The 24820-nt window shown below is 62.3% G+C and carries 21 protein-coding genes; 3 read left to right on the top strand and 18 right to left on the bottom strand.

What is annotated here, in order from left to right; genetic code table 11:
• Positions 1 to 339: 339 nt before the first annotated feature.
• Positions 340 to 1968 carry an aspartate:alanine exchanger family transporter gene (locus CJEIK_RS04665; protein ID WP_005294566.1) on the top strand — a complete coding sequence of 543 codons (1629 nt, stop codon included), beginning with the start codon at positions 340 to 342 and terminating at the stop codon, positions 1966 to 1968.
• A 36-nt stretch (positions 1969 to 2004) separates the two neighbouring features.
• On the opposite strand, the gene CJEIK_RS04660 is transcribed toward CJEIK_RS04665, so the two are convergent.
• Entirely contained in the window at positions 2005 to 3471 is a 1467-nt protein-coding gene (locus CJEIK_RS04660; protein ID WP_005294564.1) for a glyceraldehyde-3-phosphate dehydrogenase, read from the bottom strand.
• A 141-nt stretch (positions 3472 to 3612) separates the two neighbouring features.
• On the opposite strand from CJEIK_RS04660, the gene CJEIK_RS04655 reads away from it, so the two are divergent.
• Positions 3613 to 5301, top strand: a complete 1689-nt coding sequence (locus tag CJEIK_RS04655) for a formate--tetrahydrofolate ligase (RefSeq protein ID WP_005294561.1) — start codon at positions 3613 to 3615, stop codon at positions 5299 to 5301.
• A 95-nt stretch (positions 5302 to 5396) separates the two neighbouring features.
• Entirely contained in the window at positions 5397 to 6056 is a 660-nt protein-coding gene (gene trhA / locus CJEIK_RS04650) for a PAQR family membrane homeostasis protein TrhA (protein WP_005294557.1), read from the top strand.
• A gap of 30 nt (positions 6057 to 6086) precedes the next feature.
• Here the strand turns inward: trhA and der are convergent, their stop codons facing one another.
• From der to CJEIK_RS04565, 17 genes are all read right to left on the bottom strand, one after another.
• Complete coding sequence (gene der / locus CJEIK_RS04645) at positions 6087 to 8420, bottom strand: bifunctional cytidylate kinase/GTPase Der (protein ID WP_005294553.1); 2334 nt, start codon at positions 8418 to 8420, stop codon at positions 6087 to 6089.
• A 49-nt stretch (positions 8421 to 8469) separates the two neighbouring features.
• Entirely contained in the window at positions 8470 to 9342 is an 873-nt protein-coding gene (locus CJEIK_RS04640) for a pseudouridine synthase (protein ID WP_005294550.1), read from the bottom strand.
• A 64-nt stretch (positions 9343 to 9406) separates the two neighbouring features.
• Positions 9407 to 10003 carry an SMC-Scp complex subunit ScpB gene (gene scpB, locus CJEIK_RS04635; RefSeq protein WP_005294548.1) on the bottom strand — a complete coding sequence of 199 codons (597 nt, stop codon included), beginning with the start codon at positions 10001 to 10003 and terminating at the stop codon, positions 9407 to 9409.
• A 33-nt stretch (positions 10004 to 10036) separates the two neighbouring features.
• The gene (locus CJEIK_RS04630) at positions 10037 to 10804 is read right to left on the bottom strand and encodes a segregation and condensation protein A (protein ID WP_248623866.1); all 768 of its coding nucleotides are present in this window, start codon (positions 10802 to 10804) and stop codon (positions 10037 to 10039) included.
• A gap of 64 nt (positions 10805 to 10868) precedes the next feature.
• Positions 10869 to 11762 (bottom strand): ParA family protein, encoded by an 894-nt coding sequence (locus CJEIK_RS04625; protein ID WP_005294544.1) that lies wholly within the window; start codon positions 11760 to 11762, stop codon positions 10869 to 10871.
• 75 nt (positions 11763 to 11837) lie between these two features.
• Positions 11838 to 12737, bottom strand: a complete 900-nt coding sequence (locus CJEIK_RS04620) for a site-specific tyrosine recombinase XerD (protein WP_005294541.1) — start codon at positions 12735 to 12737, stop codon at positions 11838 to 11840.
• A complete protein-coding gene (locus CJEIK_RS04615; protein WP_005294537.1) occupies positions 12734 to 13390 on the bottom strand; it encodes an NUDIX domain-containing protein in 657 nt (218 codons plus the stop codon). The genes CJEIK_RS04620 and CJEIK_RS04615 overlap by 4 nt, the downstream gene beginning before the upstream one ends.
• Before the next feature lie 39 nt (positions 13391 to 13429).
• Positions 13430 to 15097 (bottom strand): CTP synthase, encoded by a 1668-nt coding sequence (locus CJEIK_RS04610; RefSeq protein WP_034964895.1) that lies wholly within the window; start codon positions 15095 to 15097, stop codon positions 13430 to 13432.
• 63 nt (positions 15098 to 15160) lie between these two features.
• On the bottom strand, positions 15161 to 16093 hold the full coding sequence (locus CJEIK_RS04605; RefSeq protein WP_005294532.1) for a copper transporter: 933 nt from the start codon (positions 16091 to 16093) through the stop codon (positions 15161 to 15163).
• A 33-nt stretch (positions 16094 to 16126) separates the two neighbouring features.
• Positions 16127 to 17329: a putative cytokinetic ring protein SteA gene (gene steA, locus CJEIK_RS04600; protein ID WP_005294529.1), complete on the bottom strand. Its 1203-nt coding sequence runs from the start codon at positions 17327 to 17329 to the stop codon at positions 16127 to 16129.
• A gap of 46 nt (positions 17330 to 17375) precedes the next feature.
• Complete coding sequence (locus CJEIK_RS04595; RefSeq protein WP_005294526.1) at positions 17376 to 18977, bottom strand: hypothetical protein; 1602 nt, start codon at positions 18975 to 18977, stop codon at positions 17376 to 17378.
• Between the two features lie 262 nt (positions 18978 to 19239).
• Positions 19240 to 19965 carry a hypothetical protein gene (locus tag CJEIK_RS04590; protein ID WP_143336400.1) on the bottom strand — a complete coding sequence of 242 codons (726 nt, stop codon included), beginning with the start codon at positions 19963 to 19965 and terminating at the stop codon, positions 19240 to 19242.
• A 114-nt stretch (positions 19966 to 20079) separates the two neighbouring features.
• A complete protein-coding gene (recN, locus tag CJEIK_RS04585) occupies positions 20080 to 21795 on the bottom strand; it encodes a DNA repair protein RecN (protein ID WP_005294524.1) in 1716 nt (571 codons plus the stop codon).
• 2 nt (positions 21796 to 21797) lie between these two features.
• Positions 21798 to 22787, bottom strand: a complete 990-nt coding sequence (locus CJEIK_RS04580) for an NAD kinase (protein ID WP_005294523.1) — start codon at positions 22785 to 22787, stop codon at positions 21798 to 21800.
• Positions 22784 to 23635, bottom strand: coding sequence for a TlyA family RNA methyltransferase (locus tag CJEIK_RS04575; RefSeq protein WP_005294521.1), 852 nt, complete (start codon positions 23633 to 23635; stop codon positions 22784 to 22786). The genes CJEIK_RS04580 and CJEIK_RS04575 overlap by 4 nt, the downstream gene beginning before the upstream one ends.
• A complete protein-coding gene (locus tag CJEIK_RS04570) occupies positions 23635 to 23811 on the bottom strand; it encodes a hypothetical protein (RefSeq protein ID WP_005294519.1) in 177 nt (58 codons plus the stop codon). The genes CJEIK_RS04575 and CJEIK_RS04570 overlap by 1 nt, the downstream gene beginning before the upstream one ends.
• Positions 23812 to 24819 (bottom strand): HAD-IIA family hydrolase, encoded by a 1008-nt coding sequence (locus CJEIK_RS04565; protein ID WP_005294515.1) that lies wholly within the window; start codon positions 24817 to 24819, stop codon positions 23812 to 23814.
• Position 24820: the final 1 nt, after the last annotated feature.

Genomic DNA, 24820 nt, shown 5'->3' with positions numbered 1-24820 from the left:
CTCACCTGCTAAAAGAATGTCTTTCACAATTTTTTCGAAAAAATTGTATCTAGGACGTAACGCTTAGAGAGCACAAACGATTGTCAGTGTGAAGGCGCTAACAAACTCACATACTTCCCTAGCGCCCGTCACTACACAATGAAAGGATCACTCCCATGATTGAACTGATTGCAAACTTCTTCCAGGGTCTCGTTAACCTGATCGGCGGCGCACTCGCCGGCCTGGCTGGTCTGATCTCCGGCAAGTAAAAACCGGCTACTCAGAAAGTCCTAATCTGAGGTTTCTCTTGGGTCCCCGCTCACCTCGTGTGAGCGGGGATTTCTCTATAGGATCGAGAGCATGCTGGCATTCCTTGCTGAAAACCCGCTGATCGCCCTAGTCATTATCCTCGCCCTCGGTTTCGCCATCGGCAAGATCCGCCTCGGCGGCATGTCGCTGGGCACCGCGGCGATTCTCTTCGTCGCCATTGCCTTCTCCACGGCGGACCCCAACATCCAGCTGCCCCCGATTATTTTCCAATTCGGCCTGGCAATCTTCGTCTACGCTATCGGCCTGACAGCCGGGCACGCCTTCTTCGCCGACTTCCGCGAGCGCGGCTGGCGCATGATCCTCTTCGTTGTGGTTCTACTCGTCGGCCTAATGGGCATGACGTGGTTGCTGGTGCCACTCTTCGGAGTCGAGGCCGCCACGGCCACCGGTTCCTTTGCCGCCGCGTTGACGTCCACCCCCGGCATGGCGGCCGTCGTGGACATGTTGGAAGGCACCCACCCCGAGCTAGCCGCCGACCCCGTCGTCGGTTACTCCCTGGCCTACCCCGGCGGTGTGCTCGGCGCCATCGCCGTAGCCGCTATCGGAACCAAGCTTTTGAAGGTAAACCACCGTCAGGACGCGATCGACGAGGGGGTGCTGCACGCACCACTGGAGCACCGCGGCGTGCGTCTGCGGGAGGGCATCGAAGGATGTGTACGCGACCTGCGAACCATCGCGGATGCGAAGATCATCGTCACCCGCTTGGTTCGCCCCCACCACGCCACCGAGGACGTCCAAGAGAAGGACCACAAACTCGCCTACCCAGATGCAGAGGTGTACCCCGGCATGATCGTGGTGATCACCGGTACGCCGAACTCTCTAGACAAAGCCACGGCCGCACTGGGCGAGCAGATCGACATCGACGTGGATAGCTCCTACATCGGCTATCGCCGCATTACCGTTTCTAACCCGAGCATCGCCGGACGCAGCATCAAGGACATCGACCCGATCAGCCATGGATTCATCATTGCCCGCATCCGTCGCGGCGACGAAGACCTAGTTCCCGGCCCGAACGACGTGCTCCACTACTCTGATCGCGTGCGAGTGGTTACCCCCAAGCACCGCATCGACGAGGTCTCCCAATTCCTGGGCGATTCCGAACGCTCCCTGGCGGACGTTAATCTGCTGCCCTTTACCCTGGGGCTGGCCATCGGTCTGCTCATCAGCGCGATCCCCATCCCTCTGCCTGGCGGCACCACGCTCAACCTAGGCTTCGGTGGCGGCCCCATCGTCATGGGCCTCATTTTCGGAGCACTCGCCCGCACCGGCCCCATCGGCTGGCAAATCCCCTACCACGCCAACAAGGCCCTCAGCAGTCTGGGCTTGGCCATCTTCCTGGCGGGTGTAGGCACTATTGCGGGCACGGGCTTCCGTGACGCACTGACGGACATCACGTCCCTGAACTACATCGCCCTTGGCTTCATCATCACCGTGACCTCGGCCATCGTCTGTGGCCTGGGCGGGATGTGGCTGCTGCGCCTGAAGTGGGACGAGGCGATGGGCATGGCCGCTGGCGTCTCTACCAACCCCGCGGTGATTAGTTATCTCAACGATCAAGCGGATACGGAGCTGCCTATGCGCGGCTACGCCACCGTCTATCCGGCAGCGATGATCGGCAAGATCATCGGCTGCCAGATGCTCTTGTTAATGCTGCTGTAACCCAGCACCAGCACTGGCGCTAGTGCTGGTGTCTAATTACAGGTCCTGCGCAGCAGCACGCTGCGGCAGCACGCGCGGACGCACGCCGGCGATCTCCTCAACAATGCGGATCACCTGGTTCGAGTAGCCGAACTCATTGTCGTACCAGACGTACAGCACCAGGTGGTTGCCATTGGCGATGGTGGCCAGACCGTCAACGATGCCCGCGTGGGTGGTGCCGACGAAGTCGGTGGAGACGACCTCCGGGGACTTAATGAAGTCGATCTGCTGGCGCAACGTGGAGTGCAGGGAGACGCGGCGCAGGAAGTTGTTTACCTCGTCGGCCTCAACATCCTGGTTCAGAGTCAGGTTCAGCACTGCCATGGAGACGTCCGGGGTGGGCACGCGAATAGCGTTACCCGTCAGCTTGCCCGCGAACTCCGGCAGAGCCTTGGCAACGGCCTTCGCCGCGCCCGTGGCGGTGAGCACCATGTTCAGGCCCGCAGCGCGACCACGACGATCCCCCTTGTGGAAGTTATCGATCAGGTTCTGATCGTTGGTGAAGGAGTGCACGGTCTCCACGTGGCCGTGCTCCACGCCGTAACGGTCGTTGATGACCTTCAGCACCGGGGTGATGCCGTTGGTAGTACAGGACGCCGCAGACAGAATGCGATCATCCTCAGTGATGTCGCCGTGGTTGATGCCGTAGACGATGTTCTTGATGTCGCCCTTGCCCGGAGCAGTCAGCAGGACCTTGGCCACACCCTTGGACTCCAGGTGCTGAGACAGGCCGTCTCGGTCGCGCCACACGCCAGTGTTGTCCACCACGATTGCGTCGTTGATGCCGTATTCGGTGTAGTCGATCTCCGCCGGGTTGTTGGCGTAAATGATACGAATCGGGGTGCCGTTGGCCCAGATCGTGTTGTTTTCCTCGTCCGTGGTGATCGTGCCGTCGAACGCACCGTGGACGGAGTCGCGGCGCAGCAGAGAAGCACGCTTGATCAGGTCGCCCTCACCCTTGGAGCGGACGACGACGGCACGCAGGCGCGCACCGCCATAGGTCGCCTCGCGGGCAACCAGGATGCGGGCCAACAGGCGACCGATGCGGCCGAAGCCGTAGAGGACGATGTCGCGAGGCTCGACCTGCTCCGGGCCGCCGATAACCTCCGCCAGCTCACGCTCCAGGTACTCGCGCAGGGTCAGCCCCTCGGAGTCCTTGTTGTAGCGGCTGGCCAGGGATCCAATGTCGATGGAGGCAGTGCCCAGGTTCATCTCCACCAGCTCGCGTAGGACCGGCAGGGTCTGCTCCAGCGGCAGCTCCTTTTCCACCACGCGGCGAGCGTAGCGGTGGGACTTGATGATCTCAATGTCGGTGACGTTGACAAGCAGTCGGCCGAAGATGGAAGTCACCACGTTCTTATCGCGGTGCAGGCGGCTGATCAGCGGCAGCATTTCCTGCGCCAGGGCCAGCCGCTCGTTCCAATCGCTGTGCAGGGCACTCTTGGTGTGTGCGTTGTCGGTCATCTATACCTCACTACCTCACTGGAAGTAATCGTTTTGCGAATATTCGGGGGGTTACCCTCTTACCCCCCTGAAGTCTAGTTGCCCCCACGCTTACACCCGCTATTACGGGGGCGATAAGGGGTAGATGTTTATTCTGGGAATATGACTAACTCTTCTGCAACCAGCAATCCCCAACCCAGCGACGTCGAAATCGCACAGGCCCACTCCCTGGAGCCCATCACCACGATCGCGGAGCGCGCCGGCATCCCGGAGGCCGCTTTGATTCCCTACGGCCGCACAAAGGCCAAGATCGACGTTCCCGCTCTGCGGGCGGAGCGTGAGGGCGTCAATAGAAAGGGCAAGCTCGTGCTCGTGACCGCAATGAGCCCGACCCCCGCGGGTGAAGGCAAGTCCACGGTGCTGATCGGCTTGGCGGACGCGGTGCGCACGGCAGGGCGCCAGACGATGGTGGCGATCCGCGAGCCGTCCCAGGGGCCGGTCATGGGCATCAAGGGCGGCGCTGCTGGCGGCGGTTATGCGCAGATCGTGCCGATGGAAGACATTAACCTGCACTTCACAGGCGACATGCACGCCATCACCGCCGCGACGAACACTCTGGCGGCGATGGTGGACAACCACGTGCAGCACGGCAATGCTCTGGGCATCGACCCGCGGCGGGTGACGTGGCGGCGCTGCCTGGACGTCAACGACCGCTCGCTGCGCCATGTGGTCACAGGCCTAGGCGGCCCTGGTCAGGGCACGCCCCGCGAGGGCGGATTCGATATCACGGCGGCCAGCGAGATCATGGCTATCCTCTGTCTGGCCACCGACCTGGAAGATCTAAAGAAGCGCATCGGGCGCATCGTGGTGGGCCAAACTTATGATCGCAAGCCAGTCACCGCGGGCGACCTGAAGTGCGCGGGCGCTATCACCGCCCTGCTGCGCGATGCGATCAACCCGAACCTAGTGCAGACCCTGGGTGGCACCCCCGCACTGGTGCACGGTGGGCCTTTCGCCAACATCGCGCACGGATGCAACTCGCTGATCGCAACCACCACGGCGCTGGACCTGTCGGAGGTTGTGCTGACCGAGGCCGGCTTCGGCAGCGACCTGGGTGCGGAGAAGTTCTTCGACATCAAGTCCCGCGCCGGTGGCCTCGACGTCGCCGCAACGGTCGTGGTGGCCACCATCCGCTCGCTAAAGCACAACGGCGATTCCGTACTAAAGGCCGGTTTGGCCAACCTGGAGCGCCACGTCAGCAACATTCGCAAGTTCGGCGTGGAACCCGTGGTCGCGCTAAACCTGTTTAACTCTGACACCGCCACCGAGCGCGCTCAGGTCGCCGACTGGGGCGAGCAGTTCGGCGTCCGCGTGGTGGAGTGCAACGTGTGGGCCGAGGGCGGTGCCGGCGCGACCGATCTGGCCTCTGCGGTGCTGGAGGTCGTTGATGGTGTTTCTGATGAGGACGCCCCCAGCTCCAGCCACCAGATCTATCAGCCGGTCGATGGTGTGGAAGCCACCTTGCGCACACTTGCCACGGAGATCTACGGCGCGGCGGACGTACAGTTCGGCCCGCAGGCTCTGAAGGACCTGGCGTTTCTGAAGGATAACGGCTGGGACAAGCTGCCGGTGTGCGTGTCGAAGACGCAGTACTCCTTCAGCGATGACCCTAGCGCGCTGGGCGCGCCAAGCGGCCACACCCTGCACGTCCGCGAGCTGGTACCACGTATCGGTGCCGGATTCGTGGTGGCACTCACCGGCGATGTGATGACTCTGCCGGGCCTGCCGAAGAAACCCGCGGCCGAGCGCATTGATGTTAACGCGCAGGGGGTTATCTCGGGGTTGTTCTAAACGTATATGCGCGTAAACTTTCTTTCGTGCATAAAACTCAAGTGCTAACGAAGAAGCCCCCTCGCCCCGCGTTCGACCGCGGCCCCCGCCCGTATATGCGGGGGCGGTTGCACACCGCCGCCGCATGGTATTTCGGCGGCATGGGCACGGCACTGACCATCGTTGCAGCCTCCAAGTTTCATCTGTCCTGGATGACCATGGCCACGGCGCTGTACGCACTGTGCCTGGCCGGGATACTCACCGTCAGCGCGCTGTACCACCGCGTGCCGTGGCGCTCCGAGGGCGCGGTAAACAGCTGGCGGCGTGCCGACCATGCCATGATCGCGGTCTTCATCGCCGGAACCTACGGGCCGGTGACAGTCGGCGCATTCGGCGCGCGATGGTTCACCGGCTGGGGTTGGTTTAACACCGGCGGGCTGTGGATCTTGGCCGTGTGCTGGCTGGCTGCCACCGCGGCAGTGGTACTGAATTTGGTGTGGATTGATCACCCGCGGTGGCTGGATGCCACCACTTACCTCACCCTCGGCTGGCTGGCTGCCATCGGCGCCGTGGGCTACTACCAGCAGTTGGGCGTGGCCGTGAGCCTGCTGATGCTGTTGGGCGGAATCGTCTACTCCGTCGGCGCGGTGATCTACGCCAAGCAGTGGCCCAATCCCTCCCCGCGCTGGTTTGGATTCCACGAGGTCTTCCACGCCGCCACGATCCTGGCGGCGCTACTACACCACATCGCTATCTGGATCCTGGTGCTGCGCTAGCGCCTATTTCTTGGCGCCTATTTTTGGCGCCTACTTCTTACGCTTCTTCTCGCGCACGCGCACTGCGATGCGCACCGGCGAGCCCTCGAAGCCGAAGGATTCACGCAGCTTGCGCTCCAAAAAGCGGCGGTAGCCGTGCTCCAGGAAGCCGGTGGTGAACAGCACGATCACCGGTGGCTTGGTGGAGGCCTGGGTGGCAAACAGCACGCGTGGCAGGCGGCCGCCACGCATCGGCGGCGGGGTCTCCGCAATCACCGCGCGCAGCCAGGTATTCAGCTGACCGGTGGAGATGCGCTGATCCCAGCTCTCCAAAGCCTCGATCATCGCGGGCTCCAGCTTCTGCAGCGCACGGCCCGTCTTTGCGGAAATGTTCACGCGGCGGGCCCACGGGACGTGGGAAAGCTGCAGCTCGATCTCGCGCTCCAGAAGGTCGCGACGGTCCTCATCCACCAGGTCCCACTTGTTGTAGGCCACCACCAGGGCACGCCCCGAGTCGAGGATCATGCGAAGTACTCGCTGATCCTGCTCGGCGATGGGCTCGCTGGCGTCAACAAGAAAAACAACGACCTCCGCCGCGTCGATGGCGGAGCGGGTGCGCAGCGAGGCGTAGAACTCGTGGCCGCGCGCTTGCTTCGTCTTCTTGCGAATGCCGGCGGTATCGACGAACTTCCAGGTCTTTTCCTCCAGCTCCACGATGGAATCGACCGGGTCGACAGTGGTGCCTGCAACGTTGTTGACCACGGAGCGCTCCTCGCCCGTGATCTTGTTCAGCAGAGAGGACTTGCCCACGTTCGGGCGACCGACCAGGGCCACGCGGCGCGGGCCGGAAACGACCGAAAGCTCGCGCGGGTGCTCCGGGAAGACCCGCAGGACCTCATCCATGACGTCCGCCGCGCCCTTGCCATGCTGCGCGGACACCGGGTACGGGTTATCCAGGCCCAGCGCCCAGAACTCGGCGACGTCGCCCAGCTGCGCGTCCGCATCGCACTTGTTGGCCACCACGATCACGGGCACCTTACTGCGCTGCAGCTTGCGGGCGATGACCTCGTCCGTGGAGGTGATGCCGACCTTCGAGTCGACCACGAAGACGATCACATCGGCGGTCTCCATGGCAGTCTCCGCCTGGCGGGCGATGGCCGCGTGGATGCCCTTCGCATCCGGATCCCAGCCGCCCGTATCCTGCACCCAGAAGCGGCGGCCGGACCACTCGCCCAGGTAGGAAATGCGGTCGCGGGTGACACCCGGGAAGTCCTCCACCACAGCCTCGCGGCGGCCGATGAAGCGGTTCACCAGGGTGGACTTGCCCACGTTCGGACGGCCGACGATGGCGACGGTGCACAGGGCCTCCTGTTCGGCCTCCTCGTCACCGAGTACGCCGAAGGCCTCCTCCAGGGCTTCCCAGTCCTCGTCGGATTCCGGCATGTCGCCGCCGCCCTCGAGGGTGAAGTCGTCCGGGCCGGTGATGAAGAATTCGTCGGGGGCGGACTCGTTGCCCTCGTCGAACTCGTCATCGTCGTACTCGGAGAACTCGGCGGCGGAGAAGTCGGACTCCCCCAGCACCTCGCCATCAGCCGTGCGGAAAACCAGCTCTTCGGGGGAATCCAGGCTGTCCGGCTTGGCGCTGGCCAGGGTCAGCTGCGCCAGCTTCTCCAGTACCTCGTCTATGTCCATCTCGCCGGTGTCCACAATCACGGCATCCTCTGCCGGGCGGAGCGGAGAAGTCTTGCGTGAAGAGTCGGCCTCATCACGGCGCTGCACATCCGCGAGTACAGCCTCGTAGTCCGCCTCTCGGCCAGCTTCCAGATCCTGATCGTATCGGCGCTGGGCCCGCACCTCGGCGGAGGCGGTCATGAAGATCTTCACTGGGGCGTCCGAAAGAACAACAGTTCCGATGTCGCGGCCCTCGACCACGCAGCGACCAGCGGCGAAGGCCAAAGAGCGCTGCAGTGCGACTAGGTTCTCGCGCACCTCCGGGATGGCGGCGACGGCGGAGACGTGTGCGGTGACCTCGGGGCCGCGGATCTCGCCGGAAACGTCGGTGCCGTCCAGTAGCACCTCGGTGGAGGTGGGATCCTCGTTGATTTCCAGGGGCAGGTCGGCGGTGGCGGCGATGATCGCCTCGCGTGCGGACTCTTCGGAAGGGTCGATGCCCTGGCGCAGAACATGCAGCGTGGCGACGCGGTACATAGCGCCGGTATCCAAGTACTTCGCGTCCGCGGCGGTGGCCAGGCGGCGGCAGACGGTGGACTTGCCGGTGCCGCTTGGGCCGTCGACTGCGACGATCAGGCCGCCATCCTCAATGTTCTTTGCACTGGCGAGCTGATCCAGGGCGGAGCCTGGCTCGAAGAAAGGTGCGTTCGTCATAAAAAGGTCGTTCCCCTAATTGATTGTGTGTTTACGTCGGCTGATCTAGCTACAGCCCGACCTTCTTGTACATGCTCTGCAGTTCCGCCTGGTTCAGTGCGCGAATCGTGCCCGGCTTCTGTTCGCCCAGCTGAACGGTGTGGATCTTGGTGCGCACCAGCGCCTGCACCGGGAAGCCGGCTTCCTTCAGCATGCGGCGCACGATGTGCTTGCGTCCCTCATGCAGCTCCACCTTGATCAGCGACTTGCCCTGCCACACGTCCACGATCTGCACGCTGTCGGCACGCGCGATGCCATCGTCCAGCTCCACGCCGTCTTTCAGCTCGCGGATCAACTTGCGGCTCGCCTCCCCGAGCACCGTGGCCATGTAGGTCTTCTTCACCTCGTACTTGGGGTGCATCAGGCGGTTGGCGAGTTCACCGTCGTTCGTGAGCAGCAGCAGACCTTCGGTCTGGGCATCCAGACGGCCGACGTGGAATAGTCCCTGGCCTTCCTTAAGGCGCGTACCAACCAGGTCTCCCACGCACGGGCGGCCCAGGTCGTCGCTCATCGTGGAGTGCACGCCGCGGGGCTTGTTCAGAACGAAGTAGACCATCTCTTCGTTGACCTGCACGCGCTCGCCATCCACGCGGACGATGTCGACGCTCGGGTCGATGCGGGTGCCCATCTTCACCACGACTTCGCCGTTGACTTCCACGCGACCGGCGGCGATCAGCTTCTCGCTCATGCGGCGGCTAGCCACACCCGCGGAGGCCAGCACCTTTTGCAGGCGCACCTGCGCTTTCTCCGATTCTGGCTTATTGAGAGCAGCCTCCGCCTCCTGCGCCGTTACGTGCTGACGCTTGGCGGGCTTGGCCTGGGATAGGTAGATGTCTTTCGGAGCGGTCTCCGGTGTGCCGTCTCGGCGAGCGGGTGTGTCCACGGTGTTTCTAGCCCTTCGAACTAAAATCTTGAATTATCAGCCCGAACTATACCCTTCAACCTGCTTAATTGTCGATATTGTCAAGGCTGTCGATGCTGTCTACTTCTGGCAGCAGCGGCGCCAGATCCGGCAGTTCCTCCAGCGATTCGATGCCGATCTGCTCCAAGAAAAGCTCGGTCGTGGAGTACAGGTGTGCCCCGCCCTGCTCCCCTGTCTCGGCGATCAGCCCACGTAGAGACAGTGTGCGCATCACGCCGTCGCAGTTCACCCCGCGCACGGCGGCCACCTGGCTGCGGGTGACGGGCTGCCGGTAGGCCACCACCGCCAGGGTCTCCAGAGCCGCGCGGCTCAGGCGCTGCTGGGTGCCATCCAGCAGCTTCGCCTCCACCACGTCCGAGTTCGCGCGCCGCGTGTACAACCGGAAAGCGCCCTCGTGTTCACGCAGTTCAAAGCCATTTCCCCTGGCTTCGTACTCCGCTGCAATCTCGTGGAGAGTACGCGCCACCTCGGCCTCTGGCACCGCCTTTTCCTCGTTGGAAAGCACGCGGGCAAGCTCTGTGGGCGTCACTGCCTCGTCGCTCACCAACAGCAGAGATTCCACGCGGCTGCGCAGCACCGACACCTGCGGCAGCGGCGCGGGGTTGGGGTTCATGTCGCTCATGGTGTGTGCCTTTCTGTTCTTTCTTTGTGACGCCTATTCCCAGTTGCTGGCCGCCACAACAGCCGGGTCGATATCCAGCCCGGTCCAGGCCACCGACATGTCCTGCAGTGGCTCGGGCTGTTCGATGCCGATGGCGCGGGCCTTATACAACTCCAACAGCGCCAGGAAGCGCCCGACGACGATCATGTTCAGCTCCGCGTCGGCGATGAGCGCCCCGAAGGTCACCCAGGTGTTCTCGCCTGCGACCTTGAGGGTATTGAGAATTCGTCCGGCCTGCTCTGGCACAGATACCGCCACCTGGTGGATGTGTCCAGTGTCCACGTGGTCGGGCTTGGGGCGGAACACTGCCGCAGCTAGCTCGGCGAACTCGTCGGCATTCTTGCCGATCTTCACCTCTGGCAGCAGATTTGCGTGGTGTTCCTCCAAGGACAGGGTTGCCGGATAAGCGCGGGCTGCGTCTCGCTGCCAGTCGGCGAAAAGATCCGCCACCTGCTTATAGGCGCGGTACTGCAGCAGGCGGGCGAACAGCAGATCGCGGGTTTCCAACAACGCGAGATCTTCCTCGCTGTCCACCTCGCCACGCGGCACCAGGCGGGCTGCTTTGAGATCCAGCAGAGTGGAGGCGACCACCAGGAACTCCGTGACCTCGTCCAAGTCCTCTGCGCTGGAGCTGAGGGTTTTGGTGTAGGCGATGAACTCGTCGGTGACCTGCGCCAGCGCGACCTCGGTGATATCCAGCTTGTGGGAGTGTATCAGCTGCAGCAGCAGGTCGAAGGGGCCATCGAAGTTAGCCAGTGCCACCCGGAAGCCGGTGATTTCCGGCTGCTCGGGCTGCTCTGGCTGCCCTGGCTCCTGCACGGGCTGGCTAGATTTGCTGAGCGACGCGCTCAATGACTTCCTTCGCCAGATTCGAGTATTGCACCGCGCCAGAAGAGCTCGGCGCCCAGGTGTTGATCGGCTCGCCGGCCACCGAAGTCTCCGGGAAGCGCACGGTGCGGGTGATGACGGAATCGAAAACCTTATCCCCGAACGCTTCCACCAGCCGCTCCATCACCTCGCGGGCATGGAGGGTTCGGCGGTCAAACATCGTCACTAGAATGCCCAGCACTTCGAGCTTGAAATTCAGGCGGTCGCGGACCTTATCCACCGTGTCCATCAGTAGTGCCAGGCCACGCAGGGAGAAGTACTCGGATTCCACCGGAATGATCACCGAATCCGCACAGCTCAGGGCGTTGACCGTCAGCAGGCCGAGGGAAGGCTGGCAGTCGACGATGATGAAGTCGTAGTCGCGCATCACGGGCCGCAGCGCGCGAGCCAGGGCTTGCTCACGGCCGACCTCGTTCACCAACTGGATCTCCGCAGCCGACAGGTCGATATTCGCCGGAACAACATCCAGACCGTCGACGGGGCTGGAGTGGATGGCGTCCAGAATAGAGGCAGAAGAATCGACCAACAGGTTGTAGACCGTAACGTCCAACTCGTCGTGGCTAATGCCCAGGCCTGCAGACAGGGCGCCCTGTGGATCCAGATCCACCAGCAGTACCTTTCGGCCGAACGCGGCCAGCGAAGCACCGATGTTGATCGTCGAAGTGGTCTTACCCACCCCGCCCTTCTGGTTGCACATCGCGATGATGGAGGCCGGACCGTGGCGATCCAACGGTTCGGGGTCCGGCAGTTCCTTGATCGGTCGTCCGGTCAGGCCGATGCGCTGATCGGGCTTATCAAACAACGCATCCGCGTGTGACTGTGAACGTGACATCGGCGATCCCGTCAAGCCCTTTCCCTTGATTGTGATAAATAGCCTTTAATTACACCCTAGAGATTATCAGGCGCACTAGGTACGGGGGTGAGATGAGGCCCAAATTTCCCTCAAGTGCTCAGGGCTGACCTTGGTGTAAATCTGCGTGGTAGCCACGCTAGCGTGGCCGAGAAGTTCCTGCACCACGCGAATATCTGCGCCGCCCTCCAATAGGTGCGTGGCGAAGCTGTGTCGGAGGCTGTGCGGCGAGACGTGCTCCAGCCCCGCCGCCTCCGCCGCCTGCGAAACGATCTTGAAGCCCGATTGGCGACCCAGGCGCGCCCCGCGGTTGTTGAGAAACAGCGCCGGGCTGCCTTTCTTGTTCAGGCTCGGCCGCGCCCTCACCAGGTAGCGCTCCACCGCCTGCAGCGCGGGGCGCCCGAGCGGCACAATGCGTTCCTTGCCGCCCTTGCCGCGCACGAGCAGCACGCGCTGTTCCCGGTCGAGGTCGTCGACGTCGAGGTCTAGAAGTTCGGTGATGCGCGCGCCGGTCGAGTAGAGCATCTCGAGCAGCGCACGGTCGCGGATGTTTATTTGTGACGCCCCATCGCCCGCCGGCACCGCATTCAGCAAAGCCTCGACCTGTGCCAGGCTTAGGGCCTTCGGGATGGACCCGCCCTGCGAGGGTGTGGGTACGTCCGCCGCAACGTCGAACGCCAGTCGGCCATCGGTATGGGCGAAGGAGTGTAGGCCGCGGATCGCAGCCAGTCCGCGGGCTGCGGAGGATGCCGCGAGGTTCAGATCCTTGCGGAGGTAAACCAGGTGATCCTCGATGTCTGTGGCGGTGACTTCCTGCAGCGCCTTGGAGCCTAGCCACACCAGGTAGCGGTCGAGGTCGCGCTGGTAGTTCGACAGAGTGTGTACGGAAACATCGCGCTCGGTCTTCAGATGCCGGATGTAGGCCGTGACGAGTTTGCGGTTGGCTTCTGCGCTCAACGGATGAACTTCATGTCCGTGCCGGGCTTGGCTTCCGCGCTGGCGGAGCGGCGATCGGCGAGGCCGGAGTGGTAGTTGAATGGCTCTGAAACGTCCCGGCGGGTACCTGCGGCCAGGTGCAGCAGGGCGATGGTGGCGATGGAGTTTTCGACCTTGCCCGTCTGCACCCATTCGATGGCTTCGGGGATCGGCACCCAGCGGGTTTCAATCTCCGCCTCTTCGAATTCTGCCTCGGGTAGGTCGATGCCGGAGAGGTCATCGTCCAAGTCTTCGGCCAGGTAGATCCGGCACATTTCCTCACTGAAACCTGGGGAGGTCACGACATCCCCCAGCAGGTGCCAGGTGTGGGCGCGCAGCCCTGCTTCCTCTGCTAGCTCCCGGCGGGCGGCTTCCAGGGGATCCTCCCCCACCAGGTCCAGCAGGCCGGCGGGAATCTCCCACAGGTGGCGGCCCACACCATGGCGATACTGGCGGATCATCATCACGTGGTTATCGCGCACAGCGGCGACGGCGACGGCGGAGAAGTGCTCCACGATCTCGCGCTTCGCCTCGCCGGTGGCGGTGGTGATCGTATCGCGGCGCACGCCGATGATCGGCGCGTCCAGCAGCAGTTCGCTATCTACAACGCGGTACGGGGTGCTGTCGTTGCTCATGACTCCCTAGTTTAGGAGTGGAAGCTTAGGCGCGCTGAATTAGGAGCGCTCAGCCTGGTGCTTCAGCGCAGCGTCCACCAGTCCCTGGAACAGCGGGTGGGAACGGGTCGGGCGGGACTTGTACTCCGGGTGGGCCTGAGTGGCAACGAAGTACGGGTGTACGTCCTTCGGGTACTCCACGAACTCGACCAGGGTGCCGTCCGGGGAGGTGCCGGAGAACTGCAGGCCGGAGCCCTCGGTGATCTGCTCGCGGTACGCGTTGTTCACCTCGTAGCGGTGACGGTGGCGCTCCGACACGTCGTTAGCACCGTACATCTCAGCGACCAGGGAGCCTTCGGCCAGGCGTGCTGGGTAGGCGCCCAGACGCATGGTTCCGCCCAGGTCTGCCTCGCCCGACACAGCTGCCTTCTGCTCCTCCATCGTGGAGATCACAGGGGTGGAGGCGTTGGCGTCAAACTCGGTAGAGGAAGCATCGGTGAGCCCTGCTGTACGCGCGGCCTCGATAACGATGCACTGCAAGCCCAAGCAAATGCCCAGCAGCGGAAGCTTGTGCTTACGCGCGTAGGTGATAGCGCCAATCTTGCCCTCGATGCCGCGGTTGCCAAAACCACCGGGGATGACTACACCGTCGACGTCCTTCAGAGCCTCGGCGGCGCCCTTCTCGGTCTCGCACTCATCGGAGGCGACCCACTTCACGTTGGCGCGCACGTTCGCTCCGAAACCGCCCGCGCGGATCGCTTCCGCGACGGAGAGGTAAGCATCCGGCAGATCGATGTACTTGCCGACGATGCCGATGGTGACTTCACCCTGCGGGTTGTGGACGCTCTCCAACAGGTTGCCCCAGGTTGTCCAGTCCACGTCGCGGAACGGCAGGTTCAGGCGGCGGATGATGTAATTATCCAAGTGCTGGGAGTGCAGCACCTTCGGGATGTCGTAAATGGAAGGTGCATCCGGGCAGGAAACCACGCCATCCTCGTCCACGTCGCACATCAGGGCGATCTTGGATTTCATAGCCTGCGGGACCTCGCGGTCGGCGCGCAAAACAATCGCGTCCGGGACGATACCGATGCTGCGCAGCTCCGCTACGGAGTGCTGGGTCGGCTTAGTCTTCAACTCACCCGACGGCGCCAGGTAAGGCACCAGAGAAACGTGAATGAAGGCAATGTTCTCGCGGCCTGCCTCGTGGCGGACCTGGCGGATGGCCTCTAGGAAGGGCTGGGATTCAATGTCGCCGACGGTGCCGCCGATCTCGCTAATGACGACGTCCGGGGCCTGGCCGTTCTTATCCGGCTGGCCCATCGCCAACACGGCCGACTTAATCTCGTCAGTGATGTGAGGGATCACCTGGACGGTCTTGCCCAGGAACTCACCGCGGCGCTCCTTGGCGATGACATTAGAGTACACCTTGCCGGTGGTGACGTTGCCAGCGGCGGAGAGGTTGCGGTCCAGGAAACGCTCGTAGTGGCCTAGATCCAGGTCAGTTTCCGCACCGTCTTCGGTGACGAACACTTCGCCGTGCTCGAAGGGGTTCATGGTGCCCGGATCAACGTTGAGGTACGGATCCAGCTTCTGCATGGTTACCCGCAGGCCACGGGAGGAAAGCAGCTGCCCTAGGCTTGCTGCCGTGAGCCCCTTGCCCAGCGAGGACGCCACACCACCGGTGACGAAGATGTATTTAGTGCTGCTCTTTGCACGATTAGTGGCCAAGGTAACTCCCGAATCAACGACGCTTGAACTTCGCTATCTACGGGGTTTCAGCCTAACACAAGCCTACTCAGGCGTAGCATTCGACGCGTTCGCGGCGGCGCCGTAGTGGCCCGCCTTGCCGTCCTTCTGCTGGCCCAGCGCACGAACGGTGGCGATGCGACCGGCAACGGTGTCCACGTTGTCCACGGTAGAGACGGCTTCCTTCGCAGCTCGGTTCGCACGAACCTGCCCCACCGCGCCGTCATCTTCAGCACTGCCCGCCTGAGCGGCCAAAACGGCGCCCTTCATGCGGGAATCCAGGCCTGCGGCGAAGTCGGCGACAAACTTGGTGCCGTAATTGCCACGGTCCTTGTCATCTGCTGTATCCCCGCCCACGACCAGGGCCAGATCGGCGGTCTTCGGCGCTTCTCCCTGGTAGGCGATGAAGTCTTCGTTGGACAGTGCGCCCAAGGCCACGCCTCGGTCCGGTTCGCTGGCTTCCTTTTCGCCGGCACCCAAAGCCGCGCCCAACAGCTGGCCGGTGTGCATACCCGGGTCCAGCTTGTCCTCAGAAAGCTTTGCACCGGCCGGCAAGGAGTTCGCAGCGATGGACTTCAGGGTGTCTCCATTGTTGGCGTCCAGCGCCTTCTCCGTCACCTCGATCACACCGTGGACTTCCCCACCGGCCATTTTGACCAGGCGCTTGAGGCTATCGACGTTGGCCTGGTCGGCGTCCGGAAGAACAAAAAGATCTACTGACGAACCGCGCAACAGGTTGCGTACCGCCGGCCCCGCGACGGATCCCAAGACCTTGTCGCTGGCGGTGGACTGCCCCTCGGCCTTCTCGCGTGCGGTCTGCTCGCTCTTTAGCTCCTGCTCGGCGGAGGAATCCTTCGCCACGGGTCCGCCCGGCACGTTCGGGGCGAGGGCGAAAAAACCCAGTGCAGTGCCGACGGCCACGCCGAAGCCCAGGCCGGCAATCACTTTGCCGGCGGAGCCCTTCGAGTTTTTGCTCATGCTTATGCCTCTTGTCTCCCTGCTACTTTCGCGTTACTTCTTGAACAGATCCTGTACGCTCAGCGCGAAGTTATTCCAGGTGTTCACGAGGTTGTCCACAAACTCCCCATCACCGGAGAAGCCGATGATTACAACGATGACTGCTAGGGCGACCAAGATGCCCAGTAGCGCCCAGAGCCAACCGCCGCCGGAACGGGATACGCGGTAAAGCTCCGCCACTGCTGTGGAACCCACCAGACGGGGGCCGACGCGCAGACGAGACATCAGAGCTGACGGGGTCTCCGGCGACTGGGCCCGCTGGAACACGCGGTCCAGATCCTCCGCATCGCCGAGGTTTACCACCATGGAAGCGCCGTGGTAATTGGCCAGCAGCAGCGCCAGGTCGGTCGGATCCTGGGTAGCGGCGGGGAAAGTCATTGCGCCCACGCCGAGGTCCTGGATACGCTCCAGGCCCACCGCATGGCCGTCCGGGTCTGCGGGCAGCACCACGGTGGCGCCACAGCGCAGTGCCTCGTTGGAGATTTTCTCCGGGTCGCCGATGATTACGTTCGGGCGGTAGCCCTCTTGCATCAGACTGTCGGCTGCGTTTTCCACGGCAACGATGATCGGCGAGTACTCGCGCATGAAGTAACGCAGGTCTTTGAGCTTCTGCTCGATGTTCGCATCGGGGCTGGCCACCAGCACCTTACGATCGTCCATATCCACGTCGACATCCGGGATGCCAAGGCCGTCGACCAGCAGCGGGGCCTCGGAGCGGACGAACTCGGACATGTTTCCAGATAGGGCTTCCATGTGGTCGCCGAGCGCCTCGCGGGCGTCCTCGAAGCGGGAGGCCGCGGTATCCATGTCCAGGATCTCACCGCCACCGATGGAGCGGTCGCCGTAGTAGACCTTACCCTCGTCAATGCGCCCCTTCTTGCCGTTCTTCACCTTCGAGAGCAGTTCCTCGCCGGCGTTTTCGATCAGCAGAATGTCAGCGTCGAGCATCATCTGCGGCCCGAAGTTCGGCACCTGGCCCGTGGTGAACTGTTGTGCGTTCACCACGGCAGCCACGCGCGCGTCAATGAGCTTCTGGCAGTTAGCACGACTGATATCGGGTTCGTCGACAATGGCAATGTCGCCCTCGGAGATCTTGGCCTTCGTAAATCCCTTGGGTCCGGTGAGGTCACGGGTGGCGCCGTTGATTCCGGGCTGGTCGCTACGGGAGAAAATCATGCCCACCATTGTGGTGTTCATGTGGCCAGTGTTGCGTTAGGCGCGCCGGTGAAAGGCCGTTTTCGCTCTAACGAATCACCTTTTTCACCGTCTGTTGTGTCGCGGCTCCCTCCTTGTCGGGTCCCTTACGCCCGCGTGCCTTCTTCCCAGCGATCACCGGATCTTCGCCGCTGAAGAACAGGCGCCGGAAGTACGAACGATCCTGCTTGCCGTAGGTCACCGCCGACCCGCGCAGACCACTCTTCGACCCCTTTCCTGCTCGGCCGATGTTTGTTCCTCTCCCCATTGCTGTGGACGCCACGTGCCCGCCGCCCTTCACCCCAGCACCACCTTTAGAGCCAGGAGTGCCGTGGACCGCAGAAGTTGCTCCCTTGCCAGAGTTAGGAGTGTTCGCGTGAGCGTGCTCGCCGTGCAGGGCATTAAGAGGAGTCGAGGAGATTGCTTTTAAGCTGCCGGGGAGATTAGGCCGGGGTGCTGTGGCAGACACCTTGCGCAAGTCCGCCTTCGGCGCACCAGTGACAGAGTTCGTGCCAGTTCCGGCACCACCGCTGATACTGCGAAGCTGCGGGCCGTGCCCCTTGGCGCCCAATTCGCTAACCACGCCGGGCCGCCCGGAAGCAATGCCTCGGTTTCCAAAACGGTTCTGTGCGTTGATGAGGTTTTCCGTCCCAGTCAAGGAAGTGCCGCCCTGGCCGGGAACTGTGGCAGTAGCTGCTGTTGTTTGGTGCGGCGTGATCGTCGACACCTGCGACGGTGACGTGATGCCTCCAGGCGCGAATCCAGGTGTCTGCGGCGCTACCGCGGCTGCGGCCGGTTGAACGGGCGCCGGTGTATTGGCCGGAGTGTGCAGTCCCCCTGGAGTGGGCGCAGCGTGGGCGGCCGCTGGAGCTGCAGTTGGCTTCGGTGCATTTGTGGCGGCGGAGGCTGCTTGCTCGCCGTGAGCCGTGGCGCTTGCGGGAGCTGCTGCGTTTGTGTGGCCGTTGATGTGCGTAACCGTCGGTTGTGCGGAGGCGGTGGAGACGGTGGTGGCGTCCAAAGTTCCTCCACCAGAGTGTCCAACGATTGGAACCCCGAGGTTGGAGACGGGTGGGCGGACCATCTCAAGGGATGGCTGCAACTGCGAGGAAACGAAGTTGGCGACGGCGGCTTGTTCGGCGAGCAGACGTTCCGCTGGGTCCGCGATCAGGGAGGTTGTGGCTTGGATGGTTTCGAGTGCTTGCAGATTGGTGCTGCGGACGAGCGGGAATTGGCGAACGGAGCCCGCCATCGCGGTGGTGTTGGAGGCGACGACGAGGCCGGTTTTGTGGACATCGTCGATAGCCTCGCGGGCTGTGTCGAAGGAATAGCCTTCGGAGGAGCTTGCCAAGCCGGTTGATGCGCTCTTGAGGTTATCCATGGAGTCTTTGAGCGCCTTGGCCGCGTTCTCCCAGGAATCCGCGACCGCAAGTGGCGCGGAATCGTCTCCCTGAAATGCTGAGATCAGTGACGCAAGTGGCATCGAGGCTTCCGCGACAGTCACGGGCGTGTTGTACATCAGATTGTCGATCGACCGGGAATCTCGGTTCGGGATAAAGAATCTCCGCCTATTACTATCGGCGACCGAAACCTGGGAATTCACCTGGTCGAAGGATTGCTTGCTGAAATACTCCTGCAGGTCAAACCCGTCCATTTGGTTGGAGAATACCTCTTGGAGCCATTCAATGTTTGATTTCAAAATATCGAGAACGTTTTCAGCTGACCCTGATTGCCCCACCCAAAACGAATGATGCTGAGAGAACGCGCCAGTAACTGATGGCGCACCGGTGTAGCTTCCCAAGCTTCGACCAGCAGATTTTAATCCTTTCAACGCAATCAATGAAGACCGCAGGCTCTGCTGAACGGCTCTTAATCCAGAAACATCGAACTTTATCATTCCCCACCCCTAAATATCATCAAATACTAATTATGTTGTCGTAAATCTGAAAGAAATATTCTGAGTACACACATAGTTCTCGAACACTACTACCTGACCCCCCAGAAAGTATCTCGACAGCCAACCTACCATTATTCACGTTCTTGGAAATAGCACATTCACGAGAATTTCTATTTCCGCCCCCAAGGGGAACTACATCCTCTCGACGGGGGTCATAGTGCGCCTCCTTACCGCTATCACCTTGCTTTTCACTTTCAAGTGAAACTTGAAATAGCGCTTCAGAAAAAGATCCATTGACCGGCTCTACCTCATAAAAATTACACGTATAGATTAGCGGTGAATCAATAGATTCTTCTTGGTCAAAGCCTATCTCCTTAAGTCGTGCCGAAACTCGACTATCACAAATGTCTGGAATCCCCTGGAGACTATCCTTATTCCCCTTCCCCTCTAGCTTCGGAAGCTCAATTGGGTCTCCCACGAACTTCTGCGATGCCCACACGTAGTGTTCCCACGGATCCGTCGGCTCAGTCTCGAACCACATCCCCTTGTGCCCCTCAGGTTTTAGCATACGGCCGTCGCCTTCAGCCCCTCCTGAATGCGAGTTATCCACAGGCCCGTCGCCTGTAGGTTGCTCCTCAGTCTCAGCAAAAGCGCCGGTCAGGACAGGTTCGTCACTCTCCCTGCCGCACGCAGTCAAAGCGAATCCAAAAAATATTAGAAACACACTTGCCGCTACACGCTTCACCGCTCTAGTCCCCCTCACACTGCACGCAGATCGCTGCGGGTGCGCGCTCCCCCTCTTAACACAGCACCACTGTAGCGCCGATCACACCCCGTCGCCCGCTTGCCAAAAAATTTTCTACAGCTTCGCTTTCGCTTCCGTAGCCATCGCCATCAGCTCTTCAGCGTGAGCCCGCCCCGTCTCAGACTCCAAGCCTGCCAACATGCGCGACAATTCCTCCACCCGTTCATCCTCGCTGAGCGTGCGCACCGAGGAAGTTACCGAGTCCGCGGAGGTCGCCTTAGCCACGTACACGTGGGCGTCACCAAACGCAGCAACCTGGGGTAAGTGAGTAACGACAATCACCTGATTGTCAACAGCCAACTTCGCCAGACGGCGCCCGATCTCCACGGCAGCTTTACCGCCAACACCCGCGTCGACCTCATCGAAGACCATCGTCCGGCCGCCCTTGGTCCCCGCGGCCAACACGACCTCCAGCGCCAGCATCACGCGCGAGAGCTCACCGCCAGAAGCCGAACCCGCCAGCGGATTCACATTGCCGCCCTGCACCAGCTGGAACTCCACCTCGTCGATTCCGTGTGGACCCAGCTCGCCCGCCTTCTCACCAGGCTGCCGCACGTCCACGCGAATTTCGGCCGACATATGCAGGCCCCGGATCTCTTCGGTGACGGCCTTCGAAAATTTTTTGGACGCCCTCACACGCGCCGAAGACAAATCCTCAGCCACCTCGCGCGCCGCATCCCGCGCCGCCGCAACATCATCCTGCAGCTTTTGCAACGCCTCATCGGAAACGTCCATGGATTCCAGACGCTCGCGTGCCTGATCGCGCCATGCCAGCGCCCCATCCACATCAACGGCATACTTACGCAGCTCCCGCAGCTGGGTCTGGCGCTGCAACAGCCCATCGAGCTCATCGGGGTCGGGAACGTCCAACAATGCTTGCCCGATCTCGGAGGAAATATCGGCCAGCAGTACGCTCACCTCGCCCAGCCGATCGGCTAGGTCAGACAGATTGCCACCCTCTGCCTCGGTATCGGTCAGGTTGGCCAGTTCGTTGGCCGCCTGCCCAACCAGGGCACTCGCGCCTTCAGAATCACCAAAATCGTCCCCGGAAAGACCGTCCATGCCATCAAGGGCAGCTTGGGCCCGCTGCAGGCCTGCACGGATCTCATCAGCAGCCTGCAAACGCTTTATCTGCGCCTTAACCCCCACGTCCTCGCCAGGCTGCGGATCGATCTCGTCAATAGCCTCCACCGCGCGCTGCAGGGTTTCGCTCTCCAGAGCCAGATCGCGGCGTGCCTCCATGCGACGGCGCAGGTCCTTGTCCAAACGCAGCCATTCAGCGCGGCGGGCTTGGTAGGTAACAACCTTCTCCCCCAGCCCCGCGTAGTCATCCAAAGCGCCGAGCTGACGCACCGGATCCAATAGGCGAAGCTGGTCGTTTTGCCCATGGATCGTAATGACGTGCCCGGCGAACTCCCCCAGCACTCCCGCAGCCACCGTCTTGCCCGCCAGATGCGCACGCGAACGCCCTGTGGCGTTCACCGTGCGGGAAGCAATAACTTCCCCGTCGTCGACATACCCGCCGACCTGCTCAACCAGCTCATCCACTGCGGCGGAATCCGCGGAGAAAATCCCCTCCACGCTGGCCTTGTCCGCACCATTGCGCACGCGGGAGGCGTCCGCGCGGTGTCCAGAGAGCAAACGCAGGGAGCTAACCACCATCGTCTTACCCGCACCGGTCTCGCCGGTGACAACGCTCAAGCCCGTGGAAAACTCCGCCGTCGCCTCCTCGATTACACCGAGGTTGCGAATGTGTAGTTCATGCAGCATTGCTAGTGGCGCGGACCCCTCCAGCCCGTCACGGGCAAGCGGAACTTGTGTACCAGGCGGTCGGTAAACGGCGCGGAGTCCAAGCGCACCCAACGCACCGGCTGCGGGCCACGCCGGATCTCCACGCGTGCGCCCGGGGGCATGTGAATCTGGCGGAAACCGTCCATCACCACCGTCGCGGGCGAGGTCGACGGGTTCGTCTCCACCGCCACCATTGAGTTCGGGGAGACTACCAGCGGGCGGCTAAACAACGTGTGCGCGTTACTGGTTACCACCAGAATTGCGTCCAACTCCGGCCACAGAACCGGGCCACCTGCGCTGAAGGCGTAGGCGGTGGAGCCTGTGGGCGTCGATACCAAAACACCGTCACAGCCGAACGAAGAAACAGGGCGTTCGTCGACCTCCAGGATCGTATCCAGCACACCTTGGCGGTTCAGGTTCTCCACGGAGCATTCATTCAGCGCCCAGCCGGTTCCCAACACGCGACCGTCCATGTCGCGGGCAGTGATCGACAAGGTCATGCGGTCTTCGATGCGGTAGTCGCGGTCGATCACCCGGTCCACAGCCTCCTGCAGGGATTCCTGCTCCCACTCCGCAAGGAAGCCGATGTGACCCATGTTGATGCCCAACACCGGAACATCCGCCGAGTGCGCGATGTCGGCTGCGCGCAGGAAGGTACCGTCGCCGCCCAGAACAATCACCATCTCCACGCCCGTGGCGGCCTCCTTGGTGTGGCCGAAACGCTTGAAACGCCCTAGAACCTCATGACGGGCCACTGGAGCCGGGTCGGCGGTAGCCATCACGCGAACGTTGATGCCGCCCTTTTGCAGACGGGACGCCGCCTCTGCAGCCAGGCCCAAGTTCTCGTGCACACCGGTGTGCGCAACAAGCAGAACCTCTCGTTCGGTCTGTGCGCCAGAAGCAGCCTTGGTGGCCTTGTCGCTAGAATCCGCGCCCTGATCCGCGTTGTGGTCAGTCCCCGGTGTGGTCACTGCGGGCCCTCCTTAATAGCGGTTGCGATCATCTCGTCCAGGCCGGTGTGGTCAGCCTCTTCAACCATGCTAGGTGAAACCGCAGCACTGTCCTTGACCAACCAGAGAAAATACTCAACATTGCCGCTTGGCCCCGGCAGCGGGGAGGCGACAACGGCCTTCGTACTCAAACCATACTTCATCGCCTCGACGGCCACCTCGCGGGTCACTTCCGCACGCAATTCAGGGCTGCGGACCACCCCGCCGTGGCCCAGGCGATCTTTGCCAACCTCAAACTGTGGCTTGACCATGGGCAGTAGATCCCCACCCTCCTTTACACACGCGGCCAGCGCGGGCAGAACCAGGCGGATGGAAATAAAACTCAAGTCGCCGACCATCAGGTCCACTTGGCCCCCAAGGTCTTCGGGGGTGAGGGTGCGCACGTTCGTACGGTCCATGACGTCCACCCGGTCGTCGTTCTGCAGGCGCCAGATCAACTGGCCGTAGCCCACGTCCACAGCCTTTACCTTCGCCGCCCCACGATCCAGGCACACATCCGTAAAGCCGCCCGTGGAGGCGCCGGCATCCAGCACGGTCTTGCCCTCAATGCTGAGGCCCTGGGGCTCGAAAGCCTCCAGTGCGCCCAAAAGCTTGTGTGCGCCGCGGCTAGCCCAGCGGTCGTCCTCGGACTCTGCGACCTTGATGGATACGTTTCCGTCCACGCCACTAGCCGGCTTCTTCGCCAGCATGCCGTTGACGGTCACCCGCCCCGACTTGATCATCTCCTGGGCGTGCTCGCGGCTACGGGCAATCTTCCGCGCTACCAGTTCCGCGTCCAGCCGCTGCAGTTTCGGCCCCCGCTTGGCCATCAGCGTTCGCCTCCCAGAGCTTCGTTTACAACCCGGTGAGCTTCCTCCAGCACTGCGGCTTCTTCGGCGCCGTGCACGTCGCGTGCGAGTAGTTCGTCGACGGCTTGTGCCAGCTCTTCTTGTTGACGCCTACTGTCCCCCGACAACATCGAAGGTTTCGGTTGTCCCTCGCCCACTTACTTCCAACCTCCCAAGGCTTCCACGGCTTGCGCATCTGCGCCTACAAAGTCGATGTTCTCGACCCTAGCGACCTGCGGGAGATCCGGGTCGTCGATCAGCTTCCACGCAAGCGGCGCGGCCACGGCCAAAGCTTCGGCTGCCATGACTTCGACGTCCCCAAGCTCCCCGGCAGTCACGCGGATGCGGGCTGTCCCCTCATCCACGCTTGCGGACCAGCCGGGCAGGTGGTCGCGTAGGTTGCCGGCAATAAACGTGGGTCGTTGAGACGAGGGGGCGTCAATAATGTCGGTGTGGGTAGACACTCCAGTGACGGTGCAGAGCGTGTCCATTCCCGCCGCATTGCCACCAACGATGTCGGTATCCAGGCGATCGCCGACGGCTAGAGGCTTTGTGGATCCAATGCGGCTAGCAGCGACTTCGAACATAGCGGGGCCGGGCTTGCCAGCGGACTCGGGCGTGACTCCCGTGGCAGAGGTCACGGCCGCCACCATCGAGCCATTGCCGACCAAGAACCCGCGCTCGGAGGGCAAGGTGGTATCCAAGTTAGAGGCGAAGTACCGGGCTCCGCGTTGGATAGCCAGGGCACCTTCTGAAAGCCGTGTCCAGTTGTTGTCGGGGCTGTGTCCGTGGAAGACAACGTGAGGCTGGTCGTCGGCGGTCTCCGTTACTCTAAAGCCAGCGTCGGCCACCAGCTGCTTGAAGGAGTCGTGGCCGATCACGTAGGCCACAGGGCTTTCGATGCCGGCCTCGGAGATATATCGCTTGCCGAGGTCGCAGGCGGCCATAGCTGAGGTAACCACGTTATCGGCCTCTGCCGGGAAGCCCATTGAATTCAGGTGCTCGGCGACCTGTTGCGGAGAGCGCGAGGCGTTGTTGGTTACGTACATGACTTTACGGCCGGCCAAGCCCTCTGCGGCTCCAGGAACTGGGGTGTGGCCCGAGAATACAGTGCCGTCGAGGTCGGCCAGCAAAGCGTCGTAGTTATCCAGCAACGGGTGTGCCATG

Source organism: Corynebacterium jeikeium, assembly GCF_028609885.1.
Taxonomy (GTDB): domain Bacteria; phylum Actinomycetota; class Actinomycetes; order Mycobacteriales; family Mycobacteriaceae; genus Corynebacterium; species Corynebacterium jeikeium.
Note: the sequence above shows the minus strand (reverse complement) of the source record. Positions and strands in the feature narration are given on the sequence as shown.

Bases quoted from the DNA above. Each gene is read 5' to 3' on its own strand.
- CJEIK_RS04595 (WP_005294526.1), bottom strand. From the start codon at position 18,977: ATGGACGGGTTTGACCTGCAGGAGTATTTCAGCAAGCAATCCTTCGAC.
- CJEIK_RS04615 (WP_005294537.1), bottom strand. From the start codon at position 13,390: ATGAGCAACGACAGCACCCCGTACCGCGTTGTAGATAGCGAACTGCTG.
- CJEIK_RS04575 (WP_005294521.1), bottom strand. From the start codon at position 23,635: ATGGCCAAGCGGGGGCCGAAACTGCAGCGGCTGGACGCGGAACTGGTA.
- der (WP_005294553.1), bottom strand. From the start codon at position 8,420: ATGACGAACGCACCTTTCTTCGAGCCAGGCTCCGCCCTGGATCAGCTC.
- CJEIK_RS04625 (WP_005294544.1), bottom strand. From the start codon at position 11,762: ATGTCACGTTCACAGTCACACGCGGATGCGTTGTTTGATAAGCCCGAT.
- recN (WP_005294524.1), bottom strand. From the start codon at position 21,795: ATGCTGCATGAACTACACATTCGCAACCTCGGTGTAATCGAGGAGGCG.
- steA (WP_005294529.1), bottom strand. From the start codon at position 17,329: ATGAACACCACAATGGTGGGCATGATTTTCTCCCGTAGCGACCAGCCC.
- CJEIK_RS04665 (WP_005294566.1), top strand. From the start codon at position 340: ATGCTGGCATTCCTTGCTGAAAACCCGCTGATCGCCCTAGTCATTATC.
- trhA (WP_005294557.1), top strand. From the start codon at position 5,397: ATGCGGGGGCGGTTGCACACCGCCGCCGCATGGTATTTCGGCGGCATG.
- CJEIK_RS04655 (WP_005294561.1), top strand. From the start codon at position 3,613: ATGACTAACTCTTCTGCAACCAGCAATCCCCAACCCAGCGACGTCGAA.
- CJEIK_RS04565 (WP_005294515.1), bottom strand. From the start codon at position 24,819: ATGGCACACCCGTTGCTGGATAACTACGACGCTTTGCTGGCCGACCTC.
- CJEIK_RS04605 (WP_005294532.1), bottom strand. From the start codon at position 16,093: ATGAGCAAAAACTCGAAGGGCTCCGCCGGCAAAGTGATTGCCGGCCTG.
- CJEIK_RS04660 (WP_005294564.1), bottom strand. From the start codon at position 3,471: ATGACCGACAACGCACACACCAAGAGTGCCCTGCACAGCGATTGGAAC.
- scpB (WP_005294548.1), bottom strand. From the start codon at position 10,003: ATGAGCGACATGAACCCCAACCCCGCGCCGCTGCCGCAGGTGTCGGTG.